This is a genomic window from Streptomyces sp. NPDC055506 (genome assembly GCF_053643595.1).
Map to the genome: position 1 here is coordinate 1 of NZ_JBSHKH010000177.1, position 13,847 is coordinate 13,847.

Sequence of the window (13,847 nt, forward strand, 5' to 3'; positions counted from 1 at the left end):
AACTCCTGACCTCCTGCATGCCATGCAGGCGCTCTACCAACTGAGCTATAGCCCCGTGTGACGTTTCCGCCGGGTTTCCCTGGCGGCGACGCCAACATTACTGGCCCATCGGGCCCAACACCAAATCGGTTTCGCCTTGCCTGAAATGACCGTTTTGTCGACCTCAGGCCGTGACGAACGAATAGAACCGCTTGAGTGTGCAGTGCTCCTCCAGAAGCCGGCCGTAGATCGGCTCGCCCTCCAACTCGCGGTACGTCTCGATCGGGTCGCCTTTTATGATCAGCGCCCGCGCGCACTCCTCGCACCAGTACTGGTAGTCGGGATTGATCGGTTCCATGTCACGGACGATCGGAGTCCCGCTGCCGCACCAGTCGCACTTCCGCCTGTGTGCACCCATCGATCAGCTCCAGCTGTGGCCGCAGGCCGTGCACACGTAGGAGATCCCGCCGTTGTCGCCGAGCATCTGGGCCACATGCCCGGAACCGCAGGAAGGGCAGCTGAGGCGGGTGGACATCTGACGTGTCAACGCTGCTCCGAGGAGGTGGTCGACCTCCTCGAGGATGCTCGCAGGCATCGCTACTCCTCCCGTCGGGCCGCGCTCCCTTCCGGCCGTTTGATTCTGCCACGGCCGGACCAATACGGTCAGCGACGCCTCAGCACCAGTCCGGACACGGCACGCGTCGTGACCGTAGAGGTATACGCCTCAGCAGGCCCGAGTGACTCAACCCGGGGCACGAAAAATCCCGCCCCCAGGACGGGAACGGGATCTTGACGTGGAGCTAAGGAGAATTGAACTCCTGACCTCCTGCATGCCATGCAGGCGCTCTACCAACTGAGCTATAGCCCCTCATGTTCCTTCCCCGCTGGCGGGGCGAACAAGAAGAACTTTAGCCTGCGACCTGCCGGAAAGTGAAATCCGAGGTCAGTCGTCGTCACCGAGCACCGGTTCGGGCAGGGTGCCGGCGTTGTGCTCCAGCAGGCGCCAGCCGCGGGCGCCTTCGCCGAGGACGGACCAGGAGCAGTTGGAGAGCCCGCCGAGGCTCTCCCAGTCGCGGGGGTCCAGGCCGAGGAGGCGGCCGATGGTGGTGCGGATCGTGCCGCCGTGGCTGACCACGACGAGCGTGCCGCCCTCGGGGAGCTTCTCGGCGTTCCGGAGCACCACGGGAGCGGCGCGGTCGGCGACCTCGGTCTCCAGTTCGCCTCCGCCTCGGCGCACCGGCTCGCCGCGTTTCCACGCGGCGTACTCGTCGCCGTACCGGCTGATGATCTCCTCGTGCGTCAGGCCCTGCCAGACGCCCGCGTAGGTCTCGCGCAGTGCCTCGTCGTGGGTCACGTCGAGGCCGGTGAGCGCGGCGAGCTCGGCTGCCGTGTTCGCGGCCCGCTTCAGGTCCGAGGCGACGATGGTGTCCGGCTTCAGGGCGACCAGCAGCCGGGCGGCCCGGCGAGCCTGGGCGAGGCCGGTCTCGGTGAGCTCGACGTCCGTGGTGCCCTGGAAGCGGCGCTCCACGTTCCACGCGGTCTGACCGTGCCGCCAGAGGATGACACGGCGTCCCCGGCCCGGCCTGCCGGCCTCGCTGAAGGTCACCGCCAGTCTCCGTCCAGCTCCGCGGCCTCCTCCGCCGCCTGCAGCTTGGCGTGCTCCTCGGCCTTGCCGCGGGTGGCCTTGGCGTCCTCGGGCAGCTCGAGCTCGGGGCAGTCCTTCCACAGCCGCTCCAGGGCGTAGAAGACGCGCTCCTCGCTGTGCTGGACGTGGACGACGATGTCGACGTAGTCGAGCAGGACCCAGCGGGCCTCGCGGTCGCCCTCGCGGCGCACCGGCTTGGCGCCGAGTTCCTTCTGCAGCCGCTCCTCGATCTCGTCGACGATCGACTTGACCTGGCGGTCGTTGGGAGCCGAGGCCAGCAGGAAGGCGTCCGTGATGGACAGCACGTCACTGACGTCGTAGGCGACGATGTCGTGCGCCAGCTTGTCGGCGGCCGCCTGGGCGGCGGTGATGATGAGCTCGTGAGAGCGGTCGGTCGCGGTCACTACAAGGCTTTCGATCGGCGGACACTTGCCACCAAGGGTCTCACGGACCGCAGCGGGCCCCCCACGTGATTACGGGGATCACGTGGGGGGCGGTCGCGCCTCCTGGCCCGGTTACGGCTTGTAGTCCTGGCCGAGGACCACGGCGACGTCGGCGTTCGCGGAGATCTTGCCCTTGGTGACGGAGCTCGCGGGCAGGCCCAGCGTCTTGGCGACCTCGGCGGCGTTCGCCTTGTCGCCGGCGTCGGCGTAGACGACCTCGGACGTGGCCTGGGCGCCGGCCGTGCCGCCCTCCAGGAAGGTGAAGCCGCCGTTGAGGAGCACGACACGGGCCTTCTCCGTGTTGTCCTTCACACCGGTGGCGTTCCGGACGGAGACGCTGACGGCGGCGTCCTTGTCGGGGCTCTTGGCGGTGCCGCCGAGGACGTTCCTGACGACGCTCGCGCTGGCCTGGGCGCTGAGCGTGCCGTCGGTCTGGACGGGCAGCAGGTCCGTCTTGAAGTCGCCGCCCTTGGCGAGGTCGGAGAGCCCGGCGAGGAAGGACCCGAGGTCCTTGTCGGTCAGGGACGGGTCCAGGATCTGCGCCAGGGTCTGGATCGTGGTCGTCGCGGCCTGCGGATCGGAGGACACCTTGCGCAGGACGCCCTGCATGACCTGCCCGAAGCGCTCCAGCTGGGCGTTCTGGGCCTCGCCGGGGGCGCGGTAGGTGGCGTAGGCGACGGCCATCTTGCCGCTGAGGGTCTGGTCCTGGCCCTTGTTGACCAGGGGGGCCGTGCCCTTCTTCTTGGCGGCGGGGTCGGGGACGTCGGTGTCGGTGTCGACGTCGACGTTGCCCACGAGGTCGACGAGGTTCTGCAGATAGGGGGTGTCCAGGCGCCAGGTGCCCTGGATGTCGGTGCCGAGGGCCGAGTCGAGCGCGTCGCGGGTGCCGTCGGAGCCGTCGTCCTCGACCGACTTGGCGAGCGTCGTCGTGGTGCCGTCGTCGCTGGTCAGAGCCAGGGAGTTGGGCACGAGGACGGAGGTGCCCCGCTTGGTGGTGGTGTTGTCGACGAGGAGGGCCGTGGAGGTGCCGCCGCCCTTGGTGTCGTGCAGGTGGACGACGATCACGTCGCGCTTCTGGGCGCCCGCCGCCGTGGCGCTGCCCGTCGTGGAGTCGTCGGACGACAGGCCGGGCAGCTTCCCCGCGTACGCCAGGTATCCGACGCCGCCGGCCGCGGCGAGCGCGAGGACGACGACCAGGGCGACGATCCGGCTGCGGGCGCGGCGCCGGGCCTCCTCGCGGCGCTCGGTGCGGTTCTCGGTGAACTTCAGCCAGTCGATGACGTCTTCGGAGTTGCCGTCGGGCTCCTCGACGAAGGCGAACTGCTCGGTGTGGTACTCCGGTTCCGGCCGGCCGGGGGCCTCCTCGTCGGCCGGGCCCGCCTGCTGCGGGATGTGCGCGGTCTGCTCGGCGACGCGGGGCTGCCGGTCCGTACCGGCACCGGCCGTGTGCCGGCCGTAGGGATCCTGGGGCGCGGGGCCGCCCTGGTGGGTGCCGGTGGCGTACGGGTCGTACGAGCCGTAGGAGGGGTCCGGCTGCTGCGGGCCGGTCCCGTAGTCGTACGACGGGGGCTGCTGCCCTGCCGTCGCGTACGGGTCGTAGCCGTAACCCTGCTGCTGTCCCTGCTGCCCTTGGTGCCCCGGCTGGGCATACGGGTCGTAGGTCTGTGTCTGTTGCGCCGGGACCTGGCGGTAGACAGGTTGGCCGTACTCGTCGTAGCCGACGAGTTCGTACTGGTCGGCGCCGTAGCCTGCGGCCCCCGCGTCGTATCGGTCGTTCACCGGTGCCCCTCTCGGCTCACTCGCCGCGGTACAGCTCGCGCTTGTCGATATAGCGCACGACTCCGTCCGGCACCAGATACCAGATCGGGTCGCCCTTGGCGACTCTCGCACGGCAGTCGGTGGAGGAGATGGCGAGGGCGGGGACCTCGACGAGGGAGACGCCGCCCTCCGGGAGTCCGGGGTCGTTCAGATGGTGGCCCGGGCGGGTGACCCCGATGAAGTGCGCGAGGGAGATCAGCTCCTCGCTGTCCCGCCAGGTGAGGATCTGGGCGAGCGCGTCCGCGCCGGTGATGAAGAAGAGGTCCGTGTCCGGATTGAGCGCGCGCAGGTCACGCAGGGTGTCCACGGTGTAGGTGGCACCGCCGCGGTCGATGTCGATGCGGCTCACGGAGAACTGCGGGTTCTCGGCGGTCGCGATGACCGTCATCAGATAGCGGTCCTCGGCCGGGGAGACGCTGCGGTGGCTCTTCTGCCAGGGCTGGCCGGTCGGGACGAAGACCACCTCGTCGAGGTGGAACGCCGCGGCGACCTCGCTGGCCGCGACCAGGTGCCCGTGGTGGATCGGGTCGAAGGTGCCGCCCATGACGCCGAGGCGGCGCTTGCCCGGCCGCGTGGGGCCGTCTCCCGGGCCGTCGGCGCCGCGTGGCTCCGAGGCGGCACGACGGGGCTCCGTGGGCTCCGTGGCGGCACGGCGGGGCTCCGAGTGTCGCTCGGTGCCGCTCGCCGTGTCCTGTGCCGGGTCGTGCGGCGTCTCGTTCGCCGGACCGGTAGGCATGTCCTGCTCTCCCATGCGTGCAGACCCTACCGGCCCTGCCTGAGGGCTCCGGCCGCCCCCGTGATCCCCGGGATGCCCCGCGCGGGGCATCCGTGCGGGCTCAGCGGTCGCGGTTGAAGCGGGTGGTGATCCACAGCAGGAGCAGCAGGATGAAGAGGGCGGCGCCACCGGTGATGTACGGGCTGAGGCTCTCGTGGTTTCCGCCGTGCTCCTCGCCCTCGGCGGCGAGGGTGACCAACTGGGCAGCGGTGCTGTGGAAGCTCATCTTCGGCAGGACCTATCGCGTGTGGGCGGCATAAAAGACGTCGGCTCATCGTAAGCGGGCGCCCCGCGCGCGATCACCCCGACTCCGCATGTTCGCGACGCGGAGGCGGCGCGTGCCGTCGCCGGACCCGGTCCCGGGGGCCCGGCGGGGAACCTTCCCGGTGCCTCAGTCGTCCTTCCGTCTGTAGCCACGCAGCAGGAACCACGCGGTCAGCACACAGCCCAGGATCATCACGACGAGGACGATCCGGAGCATCCCCGGTCCCTGCCGCTCGGCGGCGCTCGCGGCCTCGGTGAGCCAGGCGGACGCGGGGTGGTGCTCCATGACGGTGGTTCCCTTCGCCGGACTGCCCGACCACCGTAACTCCGCCTAGGCTGGGCTCTGCCTCGGGGAAGCAAAAGGCCGCACAAGGGGCCGCAAAGGTCACACAGACGCATGGGGGAAGACATGTCCGACGGCCACGAGCACAGCGGGCACGAGCACGTGCCCAGCAGGCAGCGCAGGCGCTTCCCCGGAATCTCCTCGCGTACGTACGAGCACCCGGCCGACCGCTCCGCCCTGGTGGCGCTGCGCAAGCTGAGCGGTTTCGACACGGTGTTCAAGGCGCTCAGCGGTCTGCTGCCCGAGCGCAGTCTCCGGCTGCTGTTCCTGTCCGACTCGGTGCGGGTCTCGGACCAGCAGTTCGCCCATCTGAACGTGATGCTGAGGGACGCCTGCTACATCCTGGACCTGGAGAAGGTCCCGCCGATGTACGTCAACCAGGACCCGGTCCCGAACGCGATGTGCATCGGCCTGGACGAGCCGATCATCGTCGTCACGACCGGGCTCGTCGAGCTGCTCGACGAAGAGGAGATGCGGGCGGTCGTCGGGCACGAGGTGGGGCACGCGCTGTCCGGCCACTCGGTCTACCGGACGATCCTGCTGTTCCTGACCAGCCTCGCCGTCCGGGTCGCCTGGATCCCGCTGGGCAACCTCGCGATCATGGCGATCGTGACCGGGCTGCGGGAGTGGTTCCGCAAGTCGGAGCTGTCGGCGGACCGGGCCGGGCTGCTGGTCGGGCAGGATCTGACGGCCTCCATGCGGGGTCTGATGAAGATCGCGGGCGGTAACCACCTGCACGAGATGAACGTGGACGCGTTCCTCGCGCAGGCCGAGGAGTACGAGGCCGGGGGCGACCTGCGGGACTCCGTGCTGAAGATCCTGAACGTGCTGCCCCGCTCCCACCCCTTCACCACCGTGCGCGCGGCCGAGCTGAAGAAGTGGGCCGAGTCGCGGGACTACCAGCGGATCATGGACGGCCACTACCCGCGGCGCGACGAGGACAAGGACACCTCGGTCAGGGACTCCTGGCGGGACTCGGCGAACCACTACTCGACCCATGTGAAGAGCTCCAAGGACCCGCTGATGAAGCTGGTCACGGACCTCGCCGGCGGCGCCGGTGACCTGGGCGACCGTGTCCGCCGCGGCTTCGGCGGGTTCACGAACCCGTCCCCGAGGCCGCCGCAGGGCCCTCAGGCACCGGGTACGTCGGACTCGTCGGACTCCCCGGGGGACGACGGGCCGCCGCGCGACAACGGCTGAGGGCCCGAGCCCCCTCTCACACCTTCGGCTGGGCGCTCGTCGCCAAGGACCCGCACAGGGCCGTCGCACTGCCCGTGGCATAGGGGTCCGTGCCGGCGGGGCCGCCCTCCTTGGCCGTCTGGCCGGACAGGAGGGGGCGGAGGTGGTTCGTGGAGTCCTCGGCGCAGGAGAGCGGTCCGGCCTGGACGTAGGAGACGACGAGCTGGCCCTGGTGCAGGCGCAGGTCGTCGCGGTCGAAGCGGAAGTGCAGCTCGCGCCGGACGGTGAACAGGGACACCTCGGCCTTGTCGTCGGCCCCGGCCGGGCGCAGCGCGTACACGAACGTGTGGTCGGCGGTGACCTCGAGCGTGGAGGAGTCGGCTTCGGCGGCTTGCAGTGTGCCCTGGACCCGCACCTTGCGGTCGGCCAGCTCCGCCCGGGTGGGGTCGAAGCGGACGAGCCAGCCGGTGGGCGCGTGGCGTCCGTCCGCGGTGGGGCGGGAGAAGCTCTGGTCGAACTGGCCCAGTTGATCGGCGTCGAGCAGGACGCGGACCGCGCGGACCTCACCGCCCGTGAGCACGTCCGGGTCGAGGGACGACCGGACGATGTAGTCCTTGGCGGTGGACAGGGCGGAGACGACCTGGCTGTCCGAGAAGTGCGCGGTGCGCCGCGAGGCGGGCAGCGGCACGCCCTCCGCGCCGGTCTTGAACTGTGCGGCGGGGCTGTGCTCGTACAGATATTCCGAGTCGGCCGTGCCGGGCACCTTGCCCTCGGGGGAGAGCGGGATGACGGTCATCCGCAGGGGCTCGGCGGGCTCCTGGGCGGCGGGGGTCTGGTAGGGGTGCCGTACACCCATGTAGATCGCCGTGCCGAAGGCGATGGCGATCAGCAGGACCAGGACCAGTGCCTGCCGGGACAGGCCCCGGCGCAGGGGCGGGCGGCGGCGCACGGCGGGCGCGTGGTCGGCGATGCGCTCCTCGGCGGAGAATTCCTGGAGCCGGGCAGCACGAATGAACGATTCGTCGAAGACGACGGATCGGTACTCGTCCTCTCCACCTCCGGGAGCGCCCTCCGGGGGCCCCTCAGGTGGGTCGCCAGGCCCGCCCATATCTTCAGGGTAGGTCTCCGGAAGGTCAGGTAAACGCCCCGCTCCATGACAAGTTCTGACAGGTTCTCACCAGGACAGGCGGGTTCCGGTCAGGGGGTGCGGGGGATCACCGAGACGGCCGGACCGGTGTAGTCGGCGGACGCCGAGGGGGTCGCGCCACCGCTCTGTTCAAGACCGGTCGAGGTGGGCGCCGGCAGGGGCTCCTGGCGGTTCGAGGAGGCGCCCCGGTAGACCGCCGTGAAGGCCAGCGCGACCATGCCGATGCCCATCACGAGGGCGAGCAGCCAGGCGACGGGGCGGTGCCAGCGGACCTGCTTGCCGTACGGGCCCGTGCCGCCGTAGTGGTCCTCGAGGATGTCGGGGTCGTCGAGCTCGTCGAGGTCGGGATCATGGCCGAAATCGCCGTGTCCCTCGGGGCCGTACCCGTCGTCGTAGCGCTCGCCTCTGGTGTGGGTGCGGCGCGCCTCCGCTTCGGAGGCCTCGGCTCTCGCCTGTGCGGCGGCCAGGAGGCGCTCCACAGCGGTCGGCTCGTGCACCACGGCCGCGCGTACGAAGGCCTCGTCGAAGACCACGGAGGCGAACTCTTCGTCCGACACCCCGCGGTCGTGGTCGTCGTCGGGCTCCCAGCCGTCGGGAAACGGCGTGCCCCCCACGTCCTCCGGCACGGATCCAGAGTAGACCTGGGGGGTCAATTTGGGCAGACGGTATGGAAATTCATCCGCCGGTTGAGACGGCGTTCACGGGGCTCCGCACGGCGCACGCCCGCCCGGTCCGCCCCTGCCGCACGCATATGCGCCGCTTCACATACCCACGCGGCGGGCGCTCAGCGGCGCACGTGCCCGTCCCCGGTCACGATGTACTTCGTGCTGGTCAGCTCCGGCAGGCCCATCGGGCCGCGGGCGTGCAGCTTCTGCGTGGAGATGCCGATCTCCGCGCCGAAGCCGAACTGGCCGCCGTCGGTGAAGCGGGTGGAGGTGTTCACGGCGACGGTGGTCGAGTCGACCAGCTGGGTGAAGCGGCGGGCGGCCTGCTGGGAGGTCGTGACGATGGCCTCGGTGTGGCCGGAGGTCCACAGCCGGATGTGTTCGACGGCCTTGTCCAGGGAGTCCACGACGGCCGCGGCGATGTCGTACGACAGGTACTCGGTCTCCCAGTCCTCGGCCGTCGCCTCGACGACGGTCGCCTTGGAGTCCTTGGCGTAGGCCTGCACGCGCTCGTCGGCGTGCACGGTCACCCCGGCGCCGGCGAGGGCCTCCAGGGCGCGGGGCAGGAACTCGGCGGCGATGTCCTGGTGGACCAGGAGGGTCTCGGCGGCGTTGCAGACGCCGACCCGCTGGGCCTTGGAGTTGATCAGGATGTCGACGGCCATGTCGAGGTCGGCGGCGGCGTCGACGTAGACGTGGCAGTTGCCGGTGCCGGTCTCGATGACCGGGACGGTCGACTCCTGGACGACCGTGTTGATCAGGGAGGCGCCGCCGCGCGGGATGAGCACGTCGACCAGGCCGCGGGCGCGCATCAGCTCGCGCACGCTGTCGCGGCTCTCGCCGGGGACGAGCTGGATGGCGTCGGCGGGCAGCCCGGCCCCGCCCACGGCGTCGCGCAGGACGCGCACGAGGGCGGTGTTCGACTGGTAGGCCGAGGAGGAGCCGCGCAGCAGGACCGCGTTGCCGGACTTCAGGCAGAGGGCGGCGGCGTCGACGGTGACGTTCGGCCGACCCTCGTAGATGATCCCGACGACGCCGAGCGGCACGCGGACCTGGCGCAGGTCGATGCCGTTGGGCAGCGTGGAGCCGCGGACGACCTCGCCGACCGGGTCGGGCAGCGCGGCGACGTCACGCACGTCGGAGGCGATGGCGCGGACCCGCTCCGGGGTGAGGGTGAGCCGGTCGATCATGCCCTCGCTGATGCCGGCCTCGCGGGCCTTGGCGACGTCCTTGGCGTTGGCCTCGACGATCTCGCTCGTACGGACCTCCAGCGCGTCCGCGATGGCGAGCAGCGCGTCGTCCTTGTCGGCCCGCGGCAGCGGCGCGAGGCTCGCGGCGGCGGCCTTGGCGCGGTAGGCGGCCTCGGTGACCGGGGACATCGAGTCGTACGGCGAAAGCGTGGTCATGAGGGAAGCGTAGTGCGCCTGGCGGATCCGTTCATCGTTCGTTTCACACCCCGAGACACCGCTGAGACACCCCCGAGACGCCCCGCCGGACCGGGTCAGAACGGGTGAACTCCGACCGGGGACGCCGGGGGCGGTCCGTACCCCTCGGCGATGCGCTGGTGGTAGGTCGCGCGGTCGATGACCTCCAGGCCGACGATCTCCCAGGGCGGCAGCCCGGCGGTCTGCCGGTGCTCGCCCCACAGGCGCAGGGCGACGGCGGCCGCGTCGTGCAGGTCGCGGGCCTCCTCCCAGTAGCGGATCTCCGCGTGGTCGACCGCGTAGCGGCTGGTCAGGAGGAAGGGGTGGTCGTGGGCGAGCTGTTCCAGGGCGCGCCGGACCTCGGTGAGCGGGGCCTCTCGGCCGGAGACGCTGAGGGTGACGTGCCACAGGCGCGGGATGTCCCCGGGTTCCTCGCCCTGGAACCGGTCCCCGGCCGCCACACTGGTGAGGGCGCGCTCGTCACCGGCCGCGCGGGAGCCGGCACCACCACGGGACGCCGTGGCCCCAGGGCGCACTCGTCTCACGACGGCCTCCTTTGCACAGTGGTGCTCCTGCGGAATATTGCCCTGGGACAAAGTTCAGCAGGCCGCAAGGGATCGCGTGGCGATTTTGCGGAACGTCCACCACCGGGGGCGGATGTTTCGGCCCATTACGGGTGGAGGATCACCAGGTCGTCCCTGTGTACGACCTCGCGTTCGTACGCGGGCCCGAGTTCGCGGGCCAGTTCGCGGGTCGAGCGGCCGATCAGCCGGGGGATCTCCTTGGCGTCGAAATTGACCAGCCCGCGGGCCACCGCCCGTCCCGTGCCGTCCCTCAGCTCGACCGGGTCGCCGGCGCTGAACTCGCCCTCGACGGCGGCGATCCCGGCAGGCAGCAGCGACTTACGGCGGTCCACGACGGCCTGGACGGCACCGTCGTCCAGGGTCAGCGCGCCCTGCGGGGTGGAGGCGTGCTGGAGCCACAGCAGCCGGTCGGCGGAGCGCTTGCCGGTGGGGTGGAAGAAGGTGCCGGTGTCCTGGCCGGTCAGGGCGTCGGCCGCGTGGATGGCGCTGGTGAGCACGACGGGGACACCGGCGCCGGTCGCGATCCGGGCGGCCTCGACCTTGGTGACCATGCCACCGGTGCCGACGCCGGCCTTGCCGGCGCTGCCGATCTCGACGTGCGCGAGGTCGGACGGCTCGCGCACCTCGGCGACGCGGGAGGTGCCGGGCCTCGCCGGGTCACCGTCGTAGACGCCGTCCACGTCGGACAGCAGGACCAGCAGGTCGGCGTGGACGAGGTGGGCGACCAGGGCGGCGAGGCGGTCGTTGTCGCCGAAGCGGATCTCGTCCGTGGCGACGGTGTCGTTCTCGTTGACGATCGGGAAGGCGCCCATCGCGAGCAGCTTGTCGAGGGTGCGCGAGGCGTTGCGGTGGTGGGCGCGGCGGCTCATGTCGTCAGAGGTCAGCAGCACCTGGCCGACGCGGACGCCGTAGCGGGCGAAGGAGGCGGTGTAACGGGCGACGAGCAGGCCCTGGCCGACGCTGGCGGCGGCCTGCTGCCGGGCCAGGTCCTTGGGGCGGCGGCGCAGGCCCAGCGGGGCGAGGCCCGCGGCGATGGCGCCGGAGGAGACCAGCACGATCTCGCGCTCCCCGCCGCTGCGCACCTTGGCGAGCACGTCGACCAGCGCGTCCACGCGGTCCGCGTCCAGGCCGCCCGAGGCGGTGGTCAGCGAGGAGGAACCGACCTTGACGACGATTCTGCGGGCCTCGCCCACGGCCTGCCTTGCCCCTGCCACGTCCCCGTCCGCCCCTCGCGTCGATTCGGTCCCTCACCAGGAAATCTACGGGACGGCGAGGCATGCCGCGGCGCCGGTCCACGCTACGGACGGTGCCGCCCGCGTCACGGACGACGCTCGAGCGCGTTTCTGTCCCACCCGAAGACAGGAACGCGATCTTCCGCTACGGTCCGACGACACATCGGGCCGACAGGCCCTCTACGCTCCGGCGACACGCGCGTGTCGTCAGGAGGTCGCCGCGCGTTAACCCGGACGGCCGACCTGCGCCGACACCCGACGCTCCTGGAGTGACCGCAGTGCCCCTACCTCTCCCCCGTCCACCGGCCCTGCTGAAGGGGCTGGTCACCGTCGTCCTGGCCGCCGCGTTCGCCGCTCAGGCGGTCGCGGCGCTGCTGCCCCACGTACCGCTGCTGCTCGCCGCGACCGCCGTCTCCCTGGCGACCGAGGGCGTCCTGTACCGGTGGCAGCGCGGGGTGCTCTCGCTGTTCGCCAAGTCGCACGCGGACATCACCGTGCGGCACGTCCTGCGCGATCTGCTGCTGGTCGTGGCCCTGCTGCGGATCGGCGAGCAGGACCGGGAGACGGCTTACGCCCCGCTGGTGGCCGGGCTGCTCGCCTTCTATGTGCTGCACTGCGCGATCCAGGCGGTCTCCGTACTGGTGCGCCGTACCCGCACCCTGCCGGTGGTGACCCGGAACATCGACGCCTCGGCGCTGCGGCTGTCCCCGGCCCCGGCCCTGCTGCTGCGCCGCCCCGGCCACCGGCTGCTGGTGTTCGGCCTGCCCGCGACGGCCGGGCTGCTGGCCGCAGCGCCGGGTGACGAGCCGGTGTACGCGGCGGCGGGCATCGGGCTCTCCCTCCTCCTCGCCCTGACCGGCCTCGGCGCGCTGCTGTTCCGGCTGCTGCCGAGCCGTCGGCCCGCCGGTGAGCAGGAGGTGCTCGAGTGGTTCGACGCGTGGCTGGCCGAGTACCGGCCGACCGTCGGCCTGTACTTCTCCGGCGGCGCCGCCTCGGCCTACCAGGCGAACATGTGGCTGGAGCCGCTCGCGCGGGTGGACGGCAGGCCGGTCATCGTGCTGCGTGAGCGGTTCATGGTGCAGAAGCTCGCGGCGACGGACATCCCGGTCGTCTGCCTGCCGAAGGTGTCGACGCTGATGCGGCTGGAGCACTCCACGCTGCAGGTGCTGATCCACCCGTCGAACTCCGGCAAGACCTCCCAGGTGCTGCGCATCCCCACGATCAAGCACACCTTCGTCAACCACGGCGAGAGCGACAAGCTGTCCTCGTGCAACCCGTACGCGAAGGCCTACGACGAGGTGTGGGTGGCCGGTCCCGCGGCGCGCGAGCGGTACGCGCTGGCCGAGGTGGGTGTCGAGGACAAGGACGTGGTGGAGACCGGCCGCCCGCAACTGGACGCCGTACGGCCGTACGCGGGCCCGCCGACGGGAGCATGGACCACCGTGCTGTACGCGCCGACCTGGGAAGGCTGGGACGGCAACCCCGGCAACACCTCGGTGATCGCGGCCGGGGAGAACCTGGTGCGGGCGCTGCTCGCCGACCCGGGCGTGCGGCTGCTGTACAAGCCGCATCCGCTGACGGGGTCGGTGGACCCGCGCGCGGGCGCGGCCGATCTGCGGATCCGGGAGCTGATCCGGGCGGCGAACCGGGAGCGGACGGGGACACGCCCCCCGGGCGACGCCGAGCTCGACCGTCTCACCAGGGAGTTGGACCGCCTCACCACGACCGACTTCCGTGCCGGGGCCGACACCGTGGAGCGCATGCGGGTGCAGTCGGCGCCGGAGCCGGGCCGGGCCGAGGCGGTGGCGCGGGCGACGGCGGCCTGGGAGGAGGCGTACTGGGCCTCGCTGCCGGAGGGCGAGCACCAGATCATCACGGACGTCCGGCCCGCGCTGTACTCCTGCTTCGATGTGGCCGACCTGCTGGTCAGTGATGTGTCCAGCGTGATCAGCGATTTCCTGGCGAGCGAGAAGCCGTACGCGGTGGCGAACACCAGCGGGCTGAGCGAGGACGCGTTCCGTACGGCGTTCCCGACGGTGGTGGCGGCGACGGTGCTGTCGCCGGACGCGGACGGGGTGCCTGCCCTGCTGGAGGCGGTCCGGCACCCGGAGAAGGACGAACTGGCCGAGGCGCGCGCCGCGTTGAAGCTGCGTCTGCTGGGCCCGGCCGAGCCGTCGTCGCAGGAGCGCTTCAACGCGGCCGTGCGGGAGCTGTGCCGGTCGGCCGGGGAACACCGGGCCCGGGTGGCGGAACGGCTGACGGCACTGCCCAGCCAGCGCACCGGGACAGCGGTCCCGACCGCGCCCCGCTGAGCGGCGACGGCAACGGACGAGAGGTGAACGCGGGGGC

Annotated in this window: 15 protein-coding genes and 1 tRNA gene; 2 read left to right on the top strand and 14 right to left on the bottom strand. The window is 71.3% G+C overall.

The features are described from left to right. Nucleotides 1-163 precede the first annotated feature (163 nt). The 9 genes from ACWIF2_RS37355 to ACWIF2_RS37395 form a co-directional block, all read right to left on the bottom strand. A complete protein-coding gene (locus ACWIF2_RS37355) occupies nucleotides 164-397 on the bottom strand; it encodes a hypothetical protein (RefSeq protein ID WP_006136074.1) in 234 nt (77 codons plus the stop codon). Between the two features lie 3 nt (nucleotides 398-400). Further along, entirely contained in the window at nucleotides 401-574 is a 174-nt protein-coding gene (locus ACWIF2_RS37360; protein ID WP_382493611.1) for a hypothetical protein, read from the bottom strand. Nucleotides 575-774: 200 nt separating this feature from the next. Further along, nucleotides 775-847, bottom strand: a tRNA-Ala gene (locus tag ACWIF2_RS37365). A gap of 75 nt (nucleotides 848-922) precedes the next feature. Then, complete coding sequence (locus tag ACWIF2_RS37370) at nucleotides 923-1,591, bottom strand: histidine phosphatase family protein (protein WP_454365708.1); 669 nt, start codon at nucleotides 1,589-1,591, stop codon at nucleotides 923-925. Further along, nucleotides 1,582-2,028: a ribosome silencing factor gene (gene rsfS / locus ACWIF2_RS37375; RefSeq protein ID WP_391097486.1), complete on the bottom strand. Its 447-nt coding sequence runs from the start codon at nucleotides 2,026-2,028 to the stop codon at nucleotides 1,582-1,584. The genes ACWIF2_RS37370 and rsfS overlap by 10 nt, the downstream gene beginning before the upstream one ends. A gap of 111 nt (nucleotides 2,029-2,139) precedes the next feature. After that, nucleotides 2,140-3,846: an LCP family protein gene (locus ACWIF2_RS37380; protein WP_454365694.1), complete on the bottom strand. Its 1,707-nt coding sequence runs from the start codon at nucleotides 3,844-3,846 to the stop codon at nucleotides 2,140-2,142. A gap of 16 nt (nucleotides 3,847-3,862) precedes the next feature. Continuing rightward, on the bottom strand, nucleotides 3,863-4,636 hold the full coding sequence (nadD, locus tag ACWIF2_RS37385; RefSeq protein WP_454365696.1) for a nicotinate-nucleotide adenylyltransferase: 774 nt from the start codon (nucleotides 4,634-4,636) through the stop codon (nucleotides 3,863-3,865). 85 nt (nucleotides 4,637-4,721) lie between these two features. Continuing rightward, nucleotides 4,722-4,886, bottom strand: a complete 165-nt coding sequence (locus ACWIF2_RS37390; RefSeq protein ID WP_184592582.1) for a hypothetical protein — start codon at nucleotides 4,884-4,886, stop codon at nucleotides 4,722-4,724. A gap of 165 nt (nucleotides 4,887-5,051) precedes the next feature. Next, on the bottom strand, nucleotides 5,052-5,210 hold the full coding sequence (locus ACWIF2_RS37395) for a hypothetical protein (protein WP_454365698.1): 159 nt from the start codon (nucleotides 5,208-5,210) through the stop codon (nucleotides 5,052-5,054). Nucleotides 5,211-5,333: 123 nt separating this feature from the next. Between ACWIF2_RS37395 and ACWIF2_RS37400 the strand changes: the two genes are divergently transcribed. Continuing rightward, nucleotides 5,334-6,467, top strand: coding sequence for a M48 family metallopeptidase (locus tag ACWIF2_RS37400; protein WP_454365700.1), 1,134 nt, complete (start codon nucleotides 5,334-5,336; stop codon nucleotides 6,465-6,467). A 16-nt stretch (nucleotides 6,468-6,483) separates the two neighbouring features. On the opposite strand, the gene ACWIF2_RS37405 is transcribed toward ACWIF2_RS37400, so the two are convergent. The 5 genes from ACWIF2_RS37405 to proB all read right to left on the bottom strand — a co-directional run bounded on the left by ACWIF2_RS37405 (nucleotide 6,484) and on the right by proB (nucleotide 11,459). Continuing rightward, nucleotides 6,484-7,554, bottom strand: coding sequence for an SCO2583 family membrane protein (locus ACWIF2_RS37405; RefSeq protein WP_454365702.1), 1,071 nt, complete (start codon nucleotides 7,552-7,554; stop codon nucleotides 6,484-6,486). Nucleotides 7,555-7,643: 89 nt separating this feature from the next. Further along, complete coding sequence (locus ACWIF2_RS37410; protein WP_454365703.1) at nucleotides 7,644-8,219, bottom strand: SCO2584 family spore wall biosynthesis protein; 576 nt, start codon at nucleotides 8,217-8,219, stop codon at nucleotides 7,644-7,646. A 158-nt stretch (nucleotides 8,220-8,377) separates the two neighbouring features. After that, a complete protein-coding gene (locus ACWIF2_RS37415; protein ID WP_454365705.1) occupies nucleotides 8,378-9,664 on the bottom strand; it encodes a glutamate-5-semialdehyde dehydrogenase in 1,287 nt (428 codons plus the stop codon). A 95-nt stretch (nucleotides 9,665-9,759) separates the two neighbouring features. Continuing rightward, nucleotides 9,760-10,218 (bottom strand): hypothetical protein, encoded by a 459-nt coding sequence (locus ACWIF2_RS37420; RefSeq protein WP_229845472.1) that lies wholly within the window; start codon nucleotides 10,216-10,218, stop codon nucleotides 9,760-9,762. Nucleotides 10,219-10,352: 134 nt separating this feature from the next. Continuing rightward, nucleotides 10,353-11,459 (bottom strand): glutamate 5-kinase, encoded by a 1,107-nt coding sequence (proB, locus tag ACWIF2_RS37425; protein ID WP_454365710.1) that lies wholly within the window; start codon nucleotides 11,457-11,459, stop codon nucleotides 10,353-10,355. A gap of 317 nt (nucleotides 11,460-11,776) precedes the next feature. Here proB and ACWIF2_RS37430 point away from each other — a divergent pair, with 317 nt between their 5' ends. Beyond that, entirely contained in the window at nucleotides 11,777-13,810 is a 2,034-nt protein-coding gene (locus tag ACWIF2_RS37430) for a hypothetical protein (RefSeq protein ID WP_454365706.1), read from the top strand. Nucleotides 13,811-13,847 lie beyond the last annotated feature (37 nt).